Below are 19,465 nucleotides of genomic sequence, written 5' to 3' on the forward strand. Positions count from 1 at the left end.
ATGACCACCTCCAAGCAGGACCGCGCCTCCGCCCTGCCCGCACACCTGCGGGACCAGCTGCGCAAGCGTCTCGCGGGTGCCGTGCCCGCCGCCCCGGTGATCCCGGCGGTGCCGCGCACGGGACCGTTGCCCACCTCCCCCGCCCAGCACCGGCTGTGGCTGCTCGACCGGTTGCGTCCGGGCGGCAACGACCACAACTCCGGGCGTGCGCTGCGGTTCCGCGGCCCGCTCGACGCGCCGAAGCTGGTGCGGTGCTTGCAGGAACTGGTGCGGCGGCACGAGGCGTTGCGCACCACCTTCACCGAACGTGATGGCGCCGCCGTGCAGGTCGTCCATCCGGCTCGGGACATCGACGTGCCCGTTGTCGGCGAGTGCGACCTGACGACGGAGTTCGCGCGGCCGTACGACCTGGAGCACGGACCGTTGTTCCGCGCGCTGATCGTCCGGTTCGGGCCGCAGGACCACGTGCTGCTGCTCGGTGCTCACCACATCGTCACCGACGGCTGGTCGCTCGGTGTGCTGACCGACGAGCTGGCCGCGCTGTACCGCGGTGAGCGGTTGCCGGAGCCCTCGATCCAGTACGCGGACTTCGCGGCATGGCACCGGGAGCAGCGCTGGGACGACGCGCTGGGGCGGTGGAGGGACCGGCTCGCCGGCCTGTCGCCGCTGGAGCTGCCCACCGACCGGCCGCGTCCGGCCGAACGCACTGGTGCCGGCGCGGCACACCGGTTCGTGGTGCCGGCCGCGATCACCGGTGGGCTGGAACAGATCGCGCGGGAGCACGACACCACGTTGTTCGGCACGCTGATGGCGGCCTGCCAGGTGTTGTTCGCCCGCTACAGCGGCCAGTCCGACGTGGTGCTCGGCACGGTCACCTCCGGCCGCACCCGCCCCGAGCTCAACCGGGTCGTGGGGTTCTTCGTCAACACGGCGGTCGTCCGGTCCGTTGTGGACGGCCGGTTCACCGACCTGCTGCGGCAGGACCACGCGTTGCACGACGAGGTGCCGTTCGAGAAGCTCGTGGACGCGACCGGCACGAGCCGGGACACGAGCCGCAACCCGTTGTTCGACGTGATGGTGTTGCTGCAGAACACCGAGCGGGCACTGCCGGCGTTCCCCGGGCTCACCGTCGAGGACGTGCCCGTCGAGCGGTGGGCGGCGGACTTCGACCTGACCGTGGAGTTCACGCCGCGCGGTGACGAGCTGGAGTGCGTGCTGGAGTACAGCACCGACCTGTTCGACGCGGCGACGCTGCAACGGCTCGGCGAGCACCTGCTCGTGCTGCTCGGCGGTGTGGTCGACGACCCGTCGCGGCCGGTGCACGCGCTGCCCCTCGTCACGAATGCCGAGCTCGATCGTATGCGGGAGTGGAACTCCACCGCGCTCGACGCGCCCGTGACGACGTTCACCGCGATCTTCGAGGAACAGGTCCGGCGCACACCGCAGACGACGGCACTGGTCTGCGGCGCGGAGGCGTTGACGTACGCCGAACTCGACGCGCGTGCGAACCGCTTGGCGCACTGGCTGATCGGCGAGGGCGTGCGTCCCGAGCAGGTGGTCGGGGTCTCGTTGCCCCGCACGGCGGACGCGATCGTGGCGTTGCTGGCGGTGCTGAAGTCCGGTGCGGTGTACCTGCCGATCGACCCCGGTCTGCCGCGTGACCGCCAGGGGCACCTGCGCGCCGACGCCGGTGCGGTACGGGTGCTCGACGCGCTGCCGGACACCGGCGATCTGCCGGCAGCCTGCCCGGCGGTGCGGATCCTGCCGTCCCAGGCCGCCTACGTCATCTACACCTCCGGCTCGACCGGCACGCCGAAGGGTGTCGTGGTCGAACACCGCAACCTGGTGAACCTCCTGCACAGCCACGTCGCCGGCTTCGCGGGCGGCGAGCGGATGCGGGTCGCGCTCAGCGCGGTGTTCTCGTTCGACACGTCGTGGGAGGGCCCGGTGCTGATGGCCGCCGGGCACGAGCTGCACCTGCTGGGTGACGACGTGCGGCTCGACGCGGACGCCCTGGTCTGCTACGTCGGCCGGCACCGCATCGACTTCCTCGACCTGACGCCGTCCTACCTGCAGCAGCTCATCCCGGCCGGGCTGCTCGACCACCACCCGCGCGTGCTGATGCTCGGCGGTGAGGCGCTGGGCGAACGGCTCTGGCGCGATCTGAACGGCACCAACGCCCACAACTTCTACGGCCCCACCGAGTGCACGGTCGACGCGGTGTCGTGCCGGGTCGAGGGCGACCGGCCGGTGATCGGCAAGCCGCTGCGCAACCTGCAGGCGCACGTGCTCGACGCCGACCTGCGTCCCGTGCCGGTCGGGGTGGCCGGCGAGCTGTACCTGGCAGGGGCTCAGGTCGCACGCGGCTATCTCGGGCAGCCGGGCCTGACCGCGTCGCGGTTCCTCGCGAACCCGTTCGGTGACGGCCGGATGTACCGCACGGGCGACCGGGTGCGGTGGACGGCCGAGGGGCAGCTCGACTACCTGGGACGGGTCGACGACCAGGTGAAGATCCGCGGTTTCCGCATCGAGCCCGGTGAGGTCGAGGCCGCTCTCCTGCGGCATCCGGACGTCACCGACGCGGTGGTGGTGGCGCGTGACGACCGGCTCGTCGGCTACGTCGTCGGCACGCGAGCCGATCTCCGGCCGTGGCTGAAGAACAGCCTGCCCGACTACATGGTGCCGGCCGCGTTCGTCACGCTCGACCGGGTGCCGTTGACCGGCAACGGGAAGGTGGACCGCAAGGCGCTGCCCGCGCCGGTGCTGGCGCGCGAGGAGTTCCAGGCGCCGCGCACGCCGGCCGAGGAGACGCTGGCGGGCATCTGGTCCGAGGTGCTGGGTGTCGGGCGCGTCGGCGTGGACGACAACTTCTTCGGGCTCGGCGGTGACTCGATCCTCGCCATCCAGCTGGTGTCCCGTGCCCGCCGGGACGGCCTCCAGCTCTCGTCGCGCGACGTCTTCCGCCACCAGACCGTGGCGGAGCTGGCACTCGCGGCGGCACCCGAGGTCGAGGCGGAGATCGCGCACGTCGAGGGTCCCGCGCCGCTCACACCCATCCAGCGGTGGTTCTTCGAGCACGACGGTGACACCGGCTACGCGATGTCGCTCGCTGTCGACGTGCCGTCCGGGGTGGACGTTCAGCACGCCTTGGACGCCGTGGTGGCGCATCACGAAGCGCTGCGTCTGCGGTTCGTCGACGGGCGGATGGAGCTCGGTGCGCGACGGCCGGTGCTGGAGGTCGCGGACTCGTTCGAACATCGCGACTTCGACCTGGCGAACGGGCCGTTGCTGCGCGCGGTGCTGGTGGGGTCGCGGCTCTACCTGTCCGCGCATCACCTGGTGATCGACGGCGTGTCGTGGCGGATCCTGCTGGAGGACCTCGCGAAGGCGTGGCGCGGTGAGCCGCTCGACCCGCCGACGATGCCGTTCACGCAGTGGGCGCACCACCTCACGCGCCAGGACTTCCGCGACGCGCTGGCCCACTGGTGCCGTCAGCCGACCGGTGGTGTGGCGGTGGGAGAACGCCGCAGCTTCACGGTGAGTCTGGACGCGGAGACGACCGCGGCGTTGCTGCACGACGTGCCCGGCGTCTACCACACGCAGATCAACGACGTGCTGCTCGCCGCACTCGGTCGCCGGGAGCTCACGCTGGAGGGCCACGGCCGCGACGTGCTCGACGCCGACCTGTCCCGCACCATCGGCTGGTTCACCACGCAGTTCCCGGTGTCGCTCGACCTCCCCGGTGGGGACTGGGGTGCCGTCCTCAAGTCGGTCAAGGAACAGCTGCGGGCCATCCCGCACAAGGGCCTGTCGTACGAGGCGTTGCGGTACCTCACGCCGGACAGCGGCCTGAGCGGTGAGCTACCGGACCTGTGCTTCAACTACCACGGTCACTGGGAAGGCGGCCACGAGGTCCCCGGACCCGACCTCGCCCGGCACCCGGTGGAGGTCAACGGCATGGTGGCCGACGGCTGTCTGCGGTTCACGTGGTCGTACGCCGGGGAAAGCCCGCGGGCCGAGGCCGAGCGGATGCTGGTGTCGTTGCGGGAGATCGTCGAGCACTGCCGGACGAGCCCCGGCGGCCACACGCCCTCGGACTTCCCGCTGGCCCGCCTCACCCAGGAGCAGGTCGACGCGCTGCCCGCCGACGTCGAGGACGTCTACCCGCTCACGCCGCTGCAGGCCGGCATGCTGTTCCACAACCTGCTCGACCCGGCCGCGTACGTCGACCGGCTGGAGCTGGTGCTCGACGGCGTCGACGATCCGGACGCGCTGCGCGCCGCCTGGCGCCGGGTGATCGCCCGCACGCCGGTCCTGCGCACGAGCATCGTCTGGGAGGGCGTGGACGAGCCGGTGCAGGTGGTGCACCGGGAAGCGTCCCCGTTGCTGCGCGTCGACATCACCCCGTCGGGCGGTTCCCGCGTGCGGCTGGTGTGGGAGTCGCACCACGTGCTGCTGGACGGCTGGAGCACCGCGCAGGTGTTCGCCGAGGTCGTCGCGGAGTACCGCGGCGAACCCGTGTTCGCCCGCCGGCCGTTCCGCGACTACCTGCGGTGGCTGGCCGAGCAGGACACGTCGGCCGCGCGGCGGTACTGGAGCGAGGTGCTGGACGGCGCCGAGCCCACTCCCCTGCCCTACGACCGCAAACCCGCCGAGGCCCATCAGGCCGAGTCGACCGAGTCGATCCGTGTTTCGCTGTCCATTGAGGACTCCGAGTCGTTGCGCACGGCTGTGCGAGAGCACGGCATCACGGTGAACACGGTGGTCCAGGGCGCGTGGGCGGTGCTGCTGGCCCGGCACAGCGGCACGCGCGACGTCGTCTTCGGCACGACCGTGTCCGGGCGTCCCGCCGAGCTGCCCGGCGTCGAGTCGATGATCGGCATGTTCATCAACACCGTGCCCACACGCGTCGCCGTCGATGACGACCAACCGGCCGCGTCCTGGCTGCGGGACCTGCAGCAGGCGCAGAGCGAGGCGCGGACGTTCGAGCACGTCTCGCTGGCGCGGCTCGGCGGCGGGCTGTTCGACAGCGTCGTGGTGTTCGAGAACTACCCGTTCGACCGCGAGTCCACGGCCGCACCGCGCGTCGTGGAGGTCACCGCGACCGACACGACCACCCTGCCGATCACGCTCACCGCGCATCTCGGCGACCGGCTGAGCTTCGACCTCGCCTACGATCCGCGCCTGTTCGACGCCGCCGCCTCGCAGCGGTTGAGCGAACGGCTGCACGTCCTGCTGAGCGGGATCGCCACCGACCCTCTCCGCCCGGTGGGCGCGCTCCCGTGGACGGTGCCGGGCGAGCTCGACATGGCGGCGTGGACCGAACTGGAGACGTCCGGCGAGCTCTACCACGAGGTCTTCGCCCGGCAGGCCGCCGCGACACCGGACGCGGTGGCGGTGTGGCCGCACACGTTCGCCGAGGTCGACGCCGCCGCGAACCGGTTGGCGCACCGGCTCATCGCCGACGGCGCCGGTCCGGAACGACTCGTGGGCCTGGCGTTGCCGCGTAAGGACATGGTCGTCGCGTTGCTCGCCGTCATGAAGGCCGGTGCCGCGTACCTGCCGATCGACCGCGACCTCCCGACCGGCCGCCGGCAGTTCCTGCTCACCGACGCGAAGCCCGTGCTGGTGCTGGACGAACTGCCTGACACCAGCGCGTTTCCCGCGCACACCCCGGACGTCGAGGTGCTGCCGTCGCACCCCGCGTACGTGATCTACACGTCCGGGTCGACCGGGACGCCGAAGGGCGTGGTGATCGAGCACGCCCAGCTCGCGAACCTCTACGCCGACCACCGGGCGACGCTCATCCCCGCTGTGTCGATTCCTGCTGGCTCGCAACGGTTTGCGCTCACCGCGGCGTTCTCGTTCGACACGTCGTGGGAGGGCCTGCTGTTCCTCGCCTCCGGCCACGAGCTGCACGTCATCGGCGAGGACCTGCGGCTCGACCCTCCCGCGCTGGTGCGGTACGTGCGTGAGCACGGCATCGGCGTGATGGACGTGACGCCGACCTACGCGCGCCAGCTCCTCCCGGCCGGCCTGCTCGACGCCGGGCTGCGGACGCTGATGCTCGGCGGTGAGGCCGTGGACGAGTCCCTGTGGCAGGAGGTGCGGGAGATCGGCCTCAACTACTACGGGCCGACCGAGTTCGCCGTCGACGCCACGTACTGCGCGCTCGCCGACCACGACCGGCCGGTGATCGGCGAGCCTGGGCACAACGTGCGTGCCTACGTGCTGGACGACGGCCTGCGGCCGGTGCCGGTGGGTGTGCCCGGTGAGCTGTTCCTGGCGGGCGCACAGGTGGCTCGCGGCTATCTCGGCCGCGCCGGGCTGACGGCCGAGCGGTTCGTGGCGAACCCGTTCGAGACGGGCAGCCGCATGTACGCCACCGGCGACCGCGTCCGGTGGCTGTCCGGCGGCGTGCTCGACTACCTGGGCCGCACCGACGACCAGGTCAAGATCCGCGGCATCCGGATCGAGCCTGGCGAGATCGTCGCCGCGCTGCTGGACGTGCCGGGAGTGCGGCAGGCCGCCGTGGTGGCGGTGGACGACCGCCTCGTCGCCTACCTCGTCGGCACACCGGAGGCCGAGGTCCGGGAGGCGTTGGGCCGCGTGCTGCCCGCGCACCTGGTGCCCGCGGCGTTCGTGGAGCTGGCCGAGCTGCCGATGACCTCCAGCGGGAAGCTGGACCGCAAGGCGTTGCCCGCGCCCGAGTTCGCCTCCGCGGAGTTCGTGGCACCGCGCACCGAGGCCGAACGCGTGGTCGCGGCCGCGTGGGCCGAGGTGCTGGGCGTGGAACGGGTGGGCGCACAGGACGACTTCTTCGCGCTGGGTGGCGACTCGATCCTGAGCATCCGGGTCGTCGCGCGGCTGCGGGCGGCGTTCGGGGTGCAGGTGTCGCCGCGGGTGCTGTTCCAGCACTCCACCGTGGCGCAGCTGGCGGAAGCGTTGCGGGAGGGTGACTCCGCGACGATTCCGGCCGTGCCACGGGTAGATGTCCCGCAGTCGTTCGCCCAGGGGCGGCTGTGGTTCCTGGACCAGTTCGAGACCGGCGGCTCGGAGTACATCACGCCGACCGCGTTGCGGCTGCGTGGCCCGCTGGACGTGCCGAAACTGAGCGAGGCGTTGACGGCGCTGGTGGCGCGGCACGAGTCGCTGCGCACGACGTTCACCGACGGCCTGCAGGTCATCGGCGAGCCGTACGAGGTGCGGCTGCGCCCCGAGCACGGCGACCTCGACGCGATCCTGCTGGAGGAGACGACCGCGCCGTTCGACCTGCGCACCGGACCGCTGCTGCGCACGCGGCTGGTCCGGCTCGGTGCCGACGAGCACGTGCTGGTGCTGACGTTGCACCACATCATCACCGACGGCTGGTCGACCGCGGTCCTCACCGACGAGCTGGCCGCGCTGTACGAGGGCCGGGAGCTGCCGGCGTTGCCCGTGCAATACGCGGACTTCGCGGTGTGGCAGCGCGGTCTCGACCTCGCAGCGCAGCTGCGGTACTGGAGGGAGCAGCTCGCCGGGGTGGCACCGCTGGAGCTGCCGACCGACCGGCCTCGGCCCGCCGTGCGCACGACGTCCGGTGCGATGCACGAGTTCGAGCTGCCGGTCGCGGGCCTGCGCGACGGCGACACCACGTCGTTCATGACGCTCGTGGCGGCCTGCCAGCTGCTGTTCAGCCGGTACTCGGGGCAGTCCGACGTCGCGGTCGGCACGGTGACGTCCGGGCGGGAGCGGGCCGAGCTGGAGAACGTGGTCGGGTTCTTCGTGAACACGCTCGTGCTGCGGTCCACAGTGGATGGCAGACCGTTCAGCGAGTTCCTGTCCCAGGTGCGGCAGACGGTGCTGGACGCGTTCGAGCACCAGGACGTGCCGTTCGAACGGGTCGTGGACGCCGTCGGGCCGGACCGCGACCCCAGCCGCAACCCGCTGTTCGACGTGATGGTGCTGCTGCAGAACACCGCGGACGAGGTGCCGGCGATCGCCGGTCTCGCCGTCGAGGAGGTGCGGCTGCCGGTCGTCACGTCGACGTGCGACCTGACGTTCGAGTTCCAGCAACGCGGTGACGTGCTGCTCGGCGCGGTCGAGTACAACCCGGACCTCTTCGACGCGCCGACGATCGAGCGGATGGCCCGGCACCTCGTGGTGCTGCTCGGCGAGATCGCGGCGGGCCGGGAGCCGTCCCTGACCGACGAAACCACGCTGCAGGCGGGTCCCGCACTGGAGGTCTCCGACCCGCCGTTCCCGCACCTCTTCGAGCGGCAGGCTCTGCTCACACCGGACGCCACCGCGCTGGTCGCCGCCGAGTCCTTCACGTTCGCGGAGCTCAACGAGCGGGCGAACCGCCTGGCGCACCGGCTGATCTCGCTGGGCGCGGGCACGGAACGCCTGGTGGCGCTGCGGTTGCCGCGATCGGCGGACTTCGTGGTGGCGGTGCTGGCCGTGCTCAAGTCGGGCGCCGCCTACCTGCCGGTGGACCGGGAGCTGCCGGCCGAACGCGTCGAACTGCTGCTGCGCGACGCACAGCCGGTGGTCGTGCTGGACGAGATCGGTGATCTCGACGGGTTCCCCGGCACCGATCCCGTCGTGGGAATCGACCCGGCGAGCACCGCGTACGTGATCTACACGTCCGGCTCGACCGGCACGCCGAAGGGTGTCGCGGTCGAGCACCGCAACGTCACCAACCTGGTGGCACACCACCGGGAGCTGTTCGGCCCGCGTGTTCTCCGGGTCGCGCACACCGCCCTGTTCTCGTTCGACACGGCGCTGGAAGGTCTCGCGCTGCTGGCGTGCGGTCACGAGCTGCACCTGATTTCCGACGACGTGCGTCTCGACGCGGTGGCACTCGTGGAACACGTGCGCTCGCAGGGCATCGACGTGCTGGACGCGACGCCGGCGCACATGCGGGCGCTCATCGCCTCCGGGCTGCTGGAGCGGGCGCCGGAGATCATCACGATCGGCGGCGAGGCGGTGCCACCGGATCTGTGGGACCAGCTCGGTGACGTGCGGGCGTACAACTTCTACGGCCCCACCGAGTGCACGGTCGACGCGACCTGGTGCCGCGTCGCCGGGCCGCGGCCGGTGATCGGCGGGCCGCTCGCCAACCAGCGGGCGTACGTGCTGGACGGCGACCTGCGGCCGGTGCCGGTGGGCGTGCCCGGTGAGCTGTACGTGGCGGGTGCCCAGGTCGCGCTAGGGTATCTCGGCCGCCCCGGGCTGACCGCCGAACGCTTTCTCGCCGACCCGTTCGGTGCGGGCCGGATGTACCGGACGGGCGACCGGGTGCGGTGGACGGACGACGGGCAGTTGGAGTTCCTCGGCCGGGCCGACGACCAGCTCAAGATCCGCGGCTTCCGGGTCGAACCCGGCGAGGTCGAGGCCGTGCTGCTGCGCCACCCGGACGTCTCGGCGGCGGTCGTCGTCGGCCGGGACACACGACTGGTCGCCTACGTGGTCGGCACGGCCGACCTCGACGACTGGGCGCGGAGGTTCCTGCCCGCGCACCTGGTGCCGTCGGCGTTCGTCGCACTGGAGTTGTTGCCGCTCACGCCGAGCGGCAAGGTCGACCGCCGTGCGCTGCCCGAGCCGCACTTCGCGTCGCGCGAGTTCGTCGCGCCGCGCACCGAGCGGGAAGTCCTCTTGGCCCGGACCTGGGCCGAGGTGCTGGGGCTCGGGACCGTCGGGGCCGGGGACAACTTCTTCGCACTCGGCGGCGACTCGATCCTCAGCATGCAGGTGGTGGCCCGAGCCCGTGCACACGGTCTGATGATCTCGTCGAAGGACGTCTTCGTCCATCAGACCGTCGCCGCGCTCGCCGCTGCCGCGCAGGAGGCGCCGGCCCCCGTGAGCCACGACCTGGTCACCGGGCCGGCGCCGCTCACCCCGATCCAGCACTGGTTCTTCGAGAAGGTCGGCCGCGACGACTACACGATGTCGTTGCGCCTCGAACTCGCGCCCGGCACCGACGTCGACGCGCTCGCCCGTGCCGTCCGGGCGGTCGCCGAGCACCACGAGGCGTTGCGGCTGCGGTTCGTCGACGACAGGCAGGAGGCCACGGCGCCCCTGCCGCAATTCGAGTCCACTGTGGAGGGATTCGACCTCGCGCGAGGACCGTTGTTCCGCGCCACGCTGGTGGACGGCTCGTTGCTGCTCGTCGCGCACCACCTGGTGATCGACGCGGTGTCCTGGCGGATCCTGCTCGAAGACCTGGAGACCGCCTACCGCGGTGATCCACTGCCTCCGGCCACGCTGCCGTTCACCCAGTGGGCGCACCAGCTGAACCGTCGCGCGCCTGAGTTCGCCGACGCTTTGCCGTACTGGCGGTCGATTCCGCTCGGCACGGCGACCGTGCCCGCCGAGCGGCACCACTTCACCGTGGAACTGGACGAGGAGACCACCGCGGCGTTGCTGCGCGACGTTCCCGGCGTCTACCGCACCAGGATCAACGACGTGCTGCTCAGCGCCCTCGGCAAGGCCGTCTCGCCGGTGTTCGCGTTGGAGGGTCACGGCCGTGACGACAGCGTGTCCCGCACGGTCGGCTGGTTCACCAGCCAGTTCCCGGTGTCGCTCGAACTCCCGGACGGCGACTGGGGTGTCGTGCTCAAGTCCGTCAAGGAGCAGCTGCGGGCCATTCCCCACGACGGACTGTCGTACGAGGTGCTGCGGTACCTGACGCCGGGCAGCGGCCTGACCGGTGACCTGCCGGAGGTGTGCTTCAACTACCTCGGCCAGTGGGACGACGGCGAGAGTGACGGGGTGTTCCGCGGTCGCCTGGACACCGGCATCCCGGAGGTTCCCACGCATCTGGTGGAGATCACCGCCGCGGTCGACGGCGGCAGGCTCGTGCTGGACTGGGACCACGGGCTGCCCGAGGCCGAGGCCCGTCGCCAGGCGGACGACATGGTCCGGGCGTTGCGGGAGATCGTCGAGCACTGCCGCACCAGCCCGGGCGGACGCACCCCGTCCGACTTCCCGCTCGTCCGGCTCACCCAGGAGCAGGTCGACGCGCTGGGCGAGGTCGAGGACGTCTACCCGTTGACGCCGTTGCAGTCGGGCATGGTGTTCCACAGCATCGACGACGCCGACGCGTACGTCGACCGGCTGGAACTGCTGCTCGACGTCGACCTCGACCGTTTCCGCGCGGCCTGGCAACGGGTGATCGCGCGTACGCCGGCGTTGCGCGCGGACGTCGTCTGGCAGGGCGTGGACGAGCCGGTGCAGGTCGTGCGGTCCGGGCGGTCACCGTTGCTGCGCCTGGACTTCTCCCGGGCCGGCGACCGGGTGCGGCTCGTCTGGTCCACGCACCACGTGCTGCTGGACGGCTGGAGCACGGCACAGGTGTTCTCGGACGTGATCGCCGAGTACCGGGGTGAGCAGCCGGTCGCCCGCAGGCCGTTCCGCGACCACCTCCGCTGGCTGTCGGGACAGGACACCGCGGCCGCCGAGGAGTACTGGCGCCGGGTGCTGGACGGGTTCACCACACCGACGCCGCTGCCGTTCGACCGCAGGCCCCAGGGGCCGGCCGAGTCCAGCGCCGTGCTGGCGCTCGACCTGCCATTGGCCGATCTGCGCGAGCACGGACTCACGGTCAACACCGTGGTGCAGGGCGCATGGGCCTTGCTGCTGGCGCGGTTGAGCGGGGAGCGGGACGTGGTGTTCGGCACCACGGTGTCCGGCCGTCCCGCCGAGCTGCCCGGTTCCGACTCGATGATCGGCATGTTCATCAACACCGTGCCGTCGCGGGTGGTCGTCGACCTCGGCCGCCCGGTGGTGGAGTGGTTGCGCGATCTGCAGGCCGCGCAGAGCGAAGCGCGTGCGCACGACCACGTTTCCCTGGCGCGGCTGGGCGGAGATCTGTTCCACAGCCTGCTCGCGTTCGAGAACTACCCGGTCGGCGCGGACGACGAGCTGCGGGTCGACGTGGTGGAGAGTCGTGACACCACGACCCTGCCGCTTGCCGTGCGAGCACATGCCGACGACGGTGCGTTGCACTTCGAGTTCACCTACGACCCGCGCCTGTTCGACGCGTCCACGATCACGTCGCTGGCCGGCCGGATGGCGTTGGTGCTGCGGGAGTTCGTCGCACGGCCTGACCAGTCGCTGGCGGACGTGCGGTGGACGACGCCCGAAGAGGACCACCGCGTCCTGGTCGAGTGGAACGGCGCAGCCGCGGGACGGCCCACCGCCACGCTGCCCGAACTGTTCGAGGCCCAGGCCTCCCGCACACCGGATCGTGTCGCGGTCGGCGACCTCACCTACGCCGAGCTCAACGCCCGCGCGAACCGGTTGGCACACAAGCTGATCGCAGACGGAGCCGGGCCCGAGAGGTTCGTCGGGTTGCGGCTGCCGCGCGGCACCGACCTGGTGGTCGCGATCCTCGGTGTGCTCAAGTCCGGCGCGGCCTACCTGCCGATCGACCTGAGCTACCCGCGGGAGCGCGTCGCGCGGATGATCTCCGACACCGCGCCGGTGGCGGTGCTCGAGTCGTTGCCGGACCTCAGCGGTTTACCCGACACCGACCCGGTCACCGCACTCGGGGCGGACAACCCGGCGTACGTGATCTACACGTCCGGATCGACGGGCGTGCCGAAGGGTGTGGTCGTGCCGCACGCGAACGTGGTGCGGTTGTTCGAGCAGACCTCGGACTGGTTCTCGTTCGGCGAGGACGACGTGTGGACGTTGTTCCACTCGTTCGCGTTCGACTTCTCGGTGTGGGAGCTGTGGGGTCCGCTGTTGCACGGCGGCCGGCTCGTCGTGGTGCCGCACGAGGTGTCGCGCTCACCGCGGGCGTTCCTGCGGCTGCTGCACGACGAGCAGGTCACGGTGCTCAACCAGACCCCGTCGGCCTTCTACCAGCTGATGGCCGAGGAGCAGGTGCCGCTGGCACTGCGGTACGTGATCTTCGGTGGCGAGGCGCTCGACCTGTCGCGGCTCTCCGCCTGGTACACGCACCACGAGGCGCAGCTGGTGAACATGTACGGCATCACCGAGACGACCGTGCACGTCTCCTACCTGGCACTCGACCCCGCGCTGGCGGCGTCCGCGCCGGGCAGCCTGATCGGCGCCGGGATTCCCGACCTGCGGATCTACCTGCTGGACGAGCACCTGCGGCCGGTGCCGCCGGGTGTGGTCGGCGAGATGTACGTGGCCGGCGAAGGGCTGGCACGCGGCTATCTCAACCGGCCGGGCCTCACCGCGTCGCGGTTCGTCGCGAACCCGTTCGGCAGTGATGACTCTTCTGGGGCACGCATGTACCGCACCGGTGACCTGGCGCGGTGGCGTGCGGACGGGAACCTGGAGTACCTGGGCAGGGCGGACCAGCAGGTGAAGGTCCGCGGCTTCCGGATCGAACTGGGCGAGATCGAGGCCTTGCTGCACCCGGCCGTCGACCAGGTCGCCGTCATCGCGAAGGACCAGCGGCTCATCGCCTACGTCGTGGGCGACACCCCGGCCGACGAGCTGCGCGCCCGAGCCGCCGCGGTGTTGCCGGAGCACATGGTGCCGTCGGCGTTCGTCCGGCTGGATCGCCTGCCGCTCAACAACAACGGCAAGCTGGACGTACGAGCGCTGCCCGAGCCCGGCCGAGAGTCCGCCACGACGCAGGAGTTCGTGCCGCCGCGCACGGACGCCGAACGCGCGATCGCCGGCATCTGGGCGGACGTGCTCGGGGTCGACCGGGTCGGTGTGACGGACCGGTTCGTCGAGCTGGGCGGTGACTCGATCAGCAGCATCCGGGTGATCTCGCGGTTGCGGGCGGAGTTCGGCGTCGACCTGACCCCACGCGACCTGTTCGGCCACCCGACCGTGGAAGGCCTCGCGCGGGTCCTGCCGGGACGCGGCATGACCACCATTCCGGTGGTGTCGCGGGAGGGCGAGCTGGAGCTGTCGTTCGCGCAGCAGCGGTTGTGGTTCCTCGACCAGCTCACGCCCGGCGGCACGGAGTACGTGACGCCGCTGGCGGTCCGGTTGACCGGTGAGCTCGACGTCGCGGCCCTCTCCGAGGCGATGTCCGCGCTGGTGGCCAGGCACGAGTCGCTGCGCACGACGTTCCGCGAGGTCGACGGCCGGGCCGTGCAGGTGGTGCACCCGCCGGCGCCGGTGGAGATCCCCGTGGCGGTCGGCGACGTCGAGGCGATCCTGGCGCGCGAGGCGACCACGCCGTTCGACCTCACGACCGGCCCGCTGCTGCGGCCGTTGCTGATCCGGGTGTCGGCGCACGAGCACGTGCTGGCGCTGACGATGCACCACATCGTCACGGACGGCTGGTCCGGCGGGCTGATCATGGAGGAGCTGAGCGCGCTCTACGCCGGTCAGCCGCTGCCGCCGCTGCCCGTGCAGTACGCGGACTTCGCCGCGTGGCAACGATCCCTGCCGCTCGACGAGCAGCTCGGCTACTGGCGCACGCAGCTGGCCGGCGTGCTCGCGCTGGAGTTGCCGACAGATCGCCCGCGTCCGCCCACGCACACCACGAACGGTGCGACGGTGGAGATCGCACTGCCCGCCAGCGGCCTGCGCGACCTCGCTCGCGGCCAGGACACGACGCTGTTCACGGCTCTCGTCGCCGCGTGCACGCTGTTGCTGCGCCGCTGGACCGGGCAGGACGACATCGCGGTCGGCACGGTGTCGTCCGGCCGCGAGCACCCGGAGCTGGAGCGGCTCGTCGGCTTCTTCGTCAACACGGTGACGCTGCGGTCCACAGTGGACGAGTCGTCGAGTTTCCGCGAGTTGCTCGGCGCGGTGCACGGGACGGTCCGGGAGGCGTTCGCGCACCAGGACGTGCCGTTCGAACGGGTCGTGGACGCGGTGCAGCCCGACCGCGACCCGAGCCGCACACCGCTGTTCCAGGTGCTGGTGGCATTGCAGAACGCGCCGGGCCGGGCCGGTTCACTGCCCGGTCTGGTGGGTGAGGACGTCGACCTGCCGGTGCACACGGCGTCGTTCGACGTGGCGTTCGAGTTCACCGAGGCCGGCGACGAGCTGCACGGCGCCATCACCTACAACACCGACCTGTTCGACCACGCCACGGTCGAGCTGCTGGCGCGGCACCTGCGCGTGCTCGTGGACGGCGCCGTCGCGGCACCTGAGCTCCCGATGGCCGGGCTGCCGATGCTCACCGCGACCGAGCTGGACCAGCTGGAGGCGTGGAACGAGACCGCCGCCGAACAGGTCATGCACGAGGTCGCGCCCTGCTCGTTCGCCCAGCTCGTCGAACGGCAGGTCGCCCGCACACCGGACGCTCCCGCACTCATCCACGCGGAGGGCGAGATCAGCTTCGCCGAGCTCGACGCGCGGGCGAACCGGCTCGCGAGGCTGCTCGCCGAGCGCGGCGCGGGCCCGGAGCGGATCGTCGCGGTGCGGCTGCCGCGATCGGTGGACATCATCGTCACCGAGCTGGCGGTGCTGAAGACCGGTGCGGCGTTCCTGCCCGTCGACCCGGACTACCCGGCCGAGCGCGTCGAGTTCATGCTGCGCGACGCCGATCCGGTCGTCGTCGTGGACGGTCCGCTGGACGCGAGCGGGTACGACGCGTCGCACCTCGGCGTGCCGGTCGACCTGGCACAGCCCGCGTACGTGATCTACACGTCCGGTTCGACGGGACGGCCGAAGGGCGTGGTGGTCACGCACGCCGGGCTCGCGTCGTTCTCCGCGGCCGAGATCGAGCACTTCGAGGTCCGGCCGGGTGACCGGGTACTGGAGTTCTCCTCCCCCAGCTTCGACGCGTCGGTGCTGGAACTGTGCATGTCGTTGCCGGCCGGTGCCGCACTGGTCGTGCCGCCCGAGGGGCCGCTGCTGGGCGAGCAGCTCGCTGATGTGCTGCGGGACAACAAGGTCACGCACGCGTTGATCCCGCCGGTGGCGATGGCGACCGTGCCGGACGTGCCCCAGAAGGACGGGTTGCTGCCAGACTTGCGCACCCTGGTCGTCGGCGGTGACGCCTGCACCGCGGAGCTCGTGGCCCGCTGGGCACCTGGCCGCCGCATGATCAACGCTTACGGGCCGACCGAGTCCACTGTGGTCACGTGCTGGAGCGGGCCGCTGGTACCGGGCGGAGTGCCGCCGATCGGCAGGCCGTTGCCCGGCACGCGGGTCCACGTGCTCGACTCGGTGCTGCGGCCGGTTCCCGTCGGCGTGCCGGGTGAGCTGTACGTCAGCGGTCCCCAGTTGGCCCGCGGGTACCTCGGCCGGCCGGGGCTGACGGCGGAACGGTTCCTCGCGAATCCCTTCGGGCCTGGACGGATGTACCGCACAGGTGACGTCGTCCGGTGGAATCGCGACGGCGAGCTGGAGTTCGTCGGACGCGCGGACGACCAGGTGAAGATCCGCGGCTTCCGCGTGGAGCTGGGTGAGGTCGAATCGGCGTTGCTCAGGCACCCGTCCGTGCGGGAGGCCGTGGTGGTTGCACAGGACTTCGGCGGCCACAAGCGGCTGGTGGCCTACGTCGTCGGTGTCACGGACGACCTGCGCGAGTTCCTGGCGCAGACGCTGCCGGACTACCTCGTGCCGTCCGCGTTCGTCGCGATCGACGAGGTTCCGATGAGTCCCAACGGCAAGGTCGACCGCAAGGCGTTGCCGGTACCGGAGTTCACCGCCACCACCACGCACGTCGCACCTCGCAACGACGTGGAGCGCGCCCTGTGCTCGTTGTGGGCGGACGTCCTCGCCGTGCCGGAAGTCGGGGTGGGGGACAACTTCTTCGCTCTCGGCGGTGACTCGATCCTGAGCATCCAGGTCGTGGCCCGCGGTCGCCGCGCCGGTCTGCACTTCACCGCCAAGGACCTGTTCACCCACCAGACGATCGCCGGGCTCGCGCCGCACGTCACGGCGGAGACCGACACCGGCGACCGAGCGGACGTCGTCGGTGACGTGCCGCTGCTGCCGATCCAGCGGTGGTTCTTCGCGGGTGACCGGACGGCGCCGCACCACTTCAACCAGTCGCACCTGGTGGAGCTGACCTCGGACGTGGACGTCGCCGCGCTCCGGCGGGCACTGGAGGCGTTGGTGCGCCACCACGACGCGTTGCGGATGCGGTTCACGTCCGGCGAGTCCGGCTGGCAGCAGCACAACCCGCCGTTCGAACCGGCAGACGTGCTGTCCGAGCACCCGCTGGACGACCTCGAGCGGGTGGCCGACGAACTGCACGCGGGCTTCGACCTGACCCGCGGACCGCTGCTGCGGGCGGCTCTCTTCGGGTCGCGGCGGTTGTTCCTGGTGGCACACCACCTCGTGGTGGACGGCGTGTCGTGGCGCATCCTGCTCGACGACCTCGACACCGCCTACCACCAGGCGCTGCGGGGCGAGCCGATCGATCTCGGCCGCAAGTCCACCTCGGTGCGCGACTGGGCGGTGCGCCTGGAGTCCTTCGTGGACTCGGGCGCGCTCGACCACGAGATCGAGCACTGGAAGTCGATCACCACCCAGCCGCTCGAAGCTGCGGAGGAGGAATCGGCCTCGTCGTTCGAACTGAGCGCGGAGGACACGGACGCGTTGCTGCGCGGTGCACCCACCGCCTATCGCACCGGCATCAACGACGTGCTGCTCGCGGCACTCGCGTGGGCGCTCGCACGGTGGACCGGCACGCCGGCGGTGACGATCGACCTCGAGGGCACGGCCGCGAGGACGTGCTCGACGACGTCGACCTGTCCCGCACGGTCGGCTGGTTCACCACGATGTTCCCGGTGCACCTGGAGGTCACCGGCTCCTCCTGGCGCGACCGGGTGAAGTCCGCGCGCAAGCAGCTGCGCCGGGTGCCGGGCAACGGTTTCGGCTACGGCGCGCTGCGCTGGGCGGGCCGCGTGCCGGGCGTCCAGGCACCGGTCTCGTTCAACTACCTCGGTCAGTTCGACGCGCGGGCCGAGGACGAGTCGTTGTTCGGCGAGGTGCTGCCCGCGGTCGGCCGCGACCACGTCGACCAGGACCCGCACGTGGTGCAGGTGGTCGGCGAGGTGGCGGACGGGCGGATGACGTTCGGTGTCGTGCACCGCGTCCCCGTCGCGGGACTGGTCGACGACTTCGCCGCGGCGTTGCGCGCCATCGCCGCCGACTGCCGGGAGGCGCGATGACCCCGTTGTCGCGCAACCGCGACTACCGGTTGCTGTGGGGCAGCCAGGCGGTGTCCGAGGTGGGCTTCAACGCCTCCCTCATCGCCTTCCCGCTGGTCGTGCTGATGGTCACCGGCTCGGCGGCGGCATCGGGCCTGGTGCTCGCCGTGGACGCGGTGGCCCAGCTCGTCGTCGGGCTGCCCGGCGGCGTGCTGGCCGACCGCTGGAACCGCCGGCGGGTCATGCTCTGGTCCGAGGCGGGGCAGGCGGTCGCGGTGGCCAGCCTCGCGGTGGCGTTGTGGCAGGGTGCCGCGACCCTGCCGCACATGGTGGCCGTGGCCGCGGTGCTGGGCGCGTGCCGGGCGCTCTTCGAACCCGCCGAGGACGCGAGCCTGCCGCGGATCGTGCCGGAGTCCCAGCTCGCCACCGCCGTGTCGCTCAACGCCGCACGGTCGTCCGTCGGGCAGATGACGGGCACCGCGCTGGGCGGCTTCCTCGTGGCGGTCGGCCGCTGGGTGCCGTTCGCGGTCGACGCACTGACGCACGCGCTGGCGTTCGTGGGCCTGCTCTTCCTGCGGGTGCCGCCTTCGCCGCCGGCCGAGCGCCGGCACTTCGCCCGCGAACTGCTCGACGGCCTGAAGTGGGTGCTGGGCAGGCCGGAGATGCGCGTGACGGCGTGGTGTGCGATGACGCTCAACCTGTTCTTCAGCGCGTACTACCTGGTGATCATCGTGCTGGCGCAGTCCCGTGGCGTGCCGTTGGGCGAGATCGGCGTGATGGCCGCGATGCTGGGTGTCGGCGGTGTGGTGGGAGCGTTGATCGCCCCGCGCCTGAGTGCGAAGCTGGCGCCGCACCAGGCGATCGCCGGCGTGTTCTGGGCGCTGACCCTTCTGGCGCCGCTGGCCGTGTTCATCTCCAACGGCTACCTGATGGGCGCGCTGTTCGCCGGCATGGCACTGCTCGCGCCCACCGCCAACACGGTGATCACCACCTACCAGCTGCTGCGCACACCCGACTCGTTGCGCGGCCGGCTGAGCGGCGTCATGAACGTCGCCGTCGGCACGGCCGCCGCCCTCGGCCCCGCGTTGGGCGGCGTGCTGGCCGAACTGCTCCCCGGATCAGGCGCGGTGCTGCTGTGCGCGGGCGGCATCGCGGTCATCACGGTGCTGGTCACCGTGCATCCCGTTCTCCGCGCATATCCACGAAAGGACGTCATGGCATGAGGGACGACATCGAGTACCAGGTCCTGCTCAACGACGAGGAGCAGTACTCGCTCTGGCCCGCGACACACGAGGTGCCGGCGGGATGGCGTCCGGACGGGTTCCGCGGCACCAAAGAGGAGTGCTCCGCCCACGTGGACGAGGTGTGGACCGACATGAGGCCGCGCAGTCTGCGTGAGCGCATGGCCGCGGAATGACCGACGGGCCGCC

General features: G+C 71.4%; 2 protein-coding genes and 1 pseudogene. All 3 read left to right on the forward strand.

Annotated elements, in window-relative coordinates:
- The 3 genes and pseudogenes from SK571_RS14415 (at position 1) to SK571_RS14425 (ending at position 19,452) form a co-directional block, all read left to right on the forward strand.
- A pseudogene (locus SK571_RS14415) lies at positions 1-18,056 on the forward strand (non-ribosomal peptide synthase/polyketide synthase).
- Positions 18,053-19,258 (forward strand): MFS transporter, encoded by a 1,206-nt coding sequence (locus tag SK571_RS14420; RefSeq protein WP_319984558.1) that lies wholly within the window; start codon positions 18,053-18,055, stop codon positions 19,256-19,258. The pseudogene SK571_RS14415 and the gene SK571_RS14420 overlap by 4 nt, the downstream one beginning before the upstream one ends.
- Positions 19,255-19,452: an MbtH family protein gene (locus SK571_RS14425; RefSeq protein WP_266032438.1), complete on the forward strand. Its 198-nt coding sequence runs from the start codon at positions 19,255-19,257 to the stop codon at positions 19,450-19,452. Before SK571_RS14420 ends, SK571_RS14425 begins: the two co-directional genes overlap by 4 nt.
- Positions 19,453-19,465: the final 13 nt, after the last annotated feature.

It is taken from the genome of Lentzea kristufekii (assembly GCF_033949925.1).
In the GTDB taxonomy this organism is placed as follows: domain Bacteria; phylum Actinomycetota; class Actinomycetes; order Mycobacteriales; family Pseudonocardiaceae; genus Lentzea; species Lentzea kristufekii.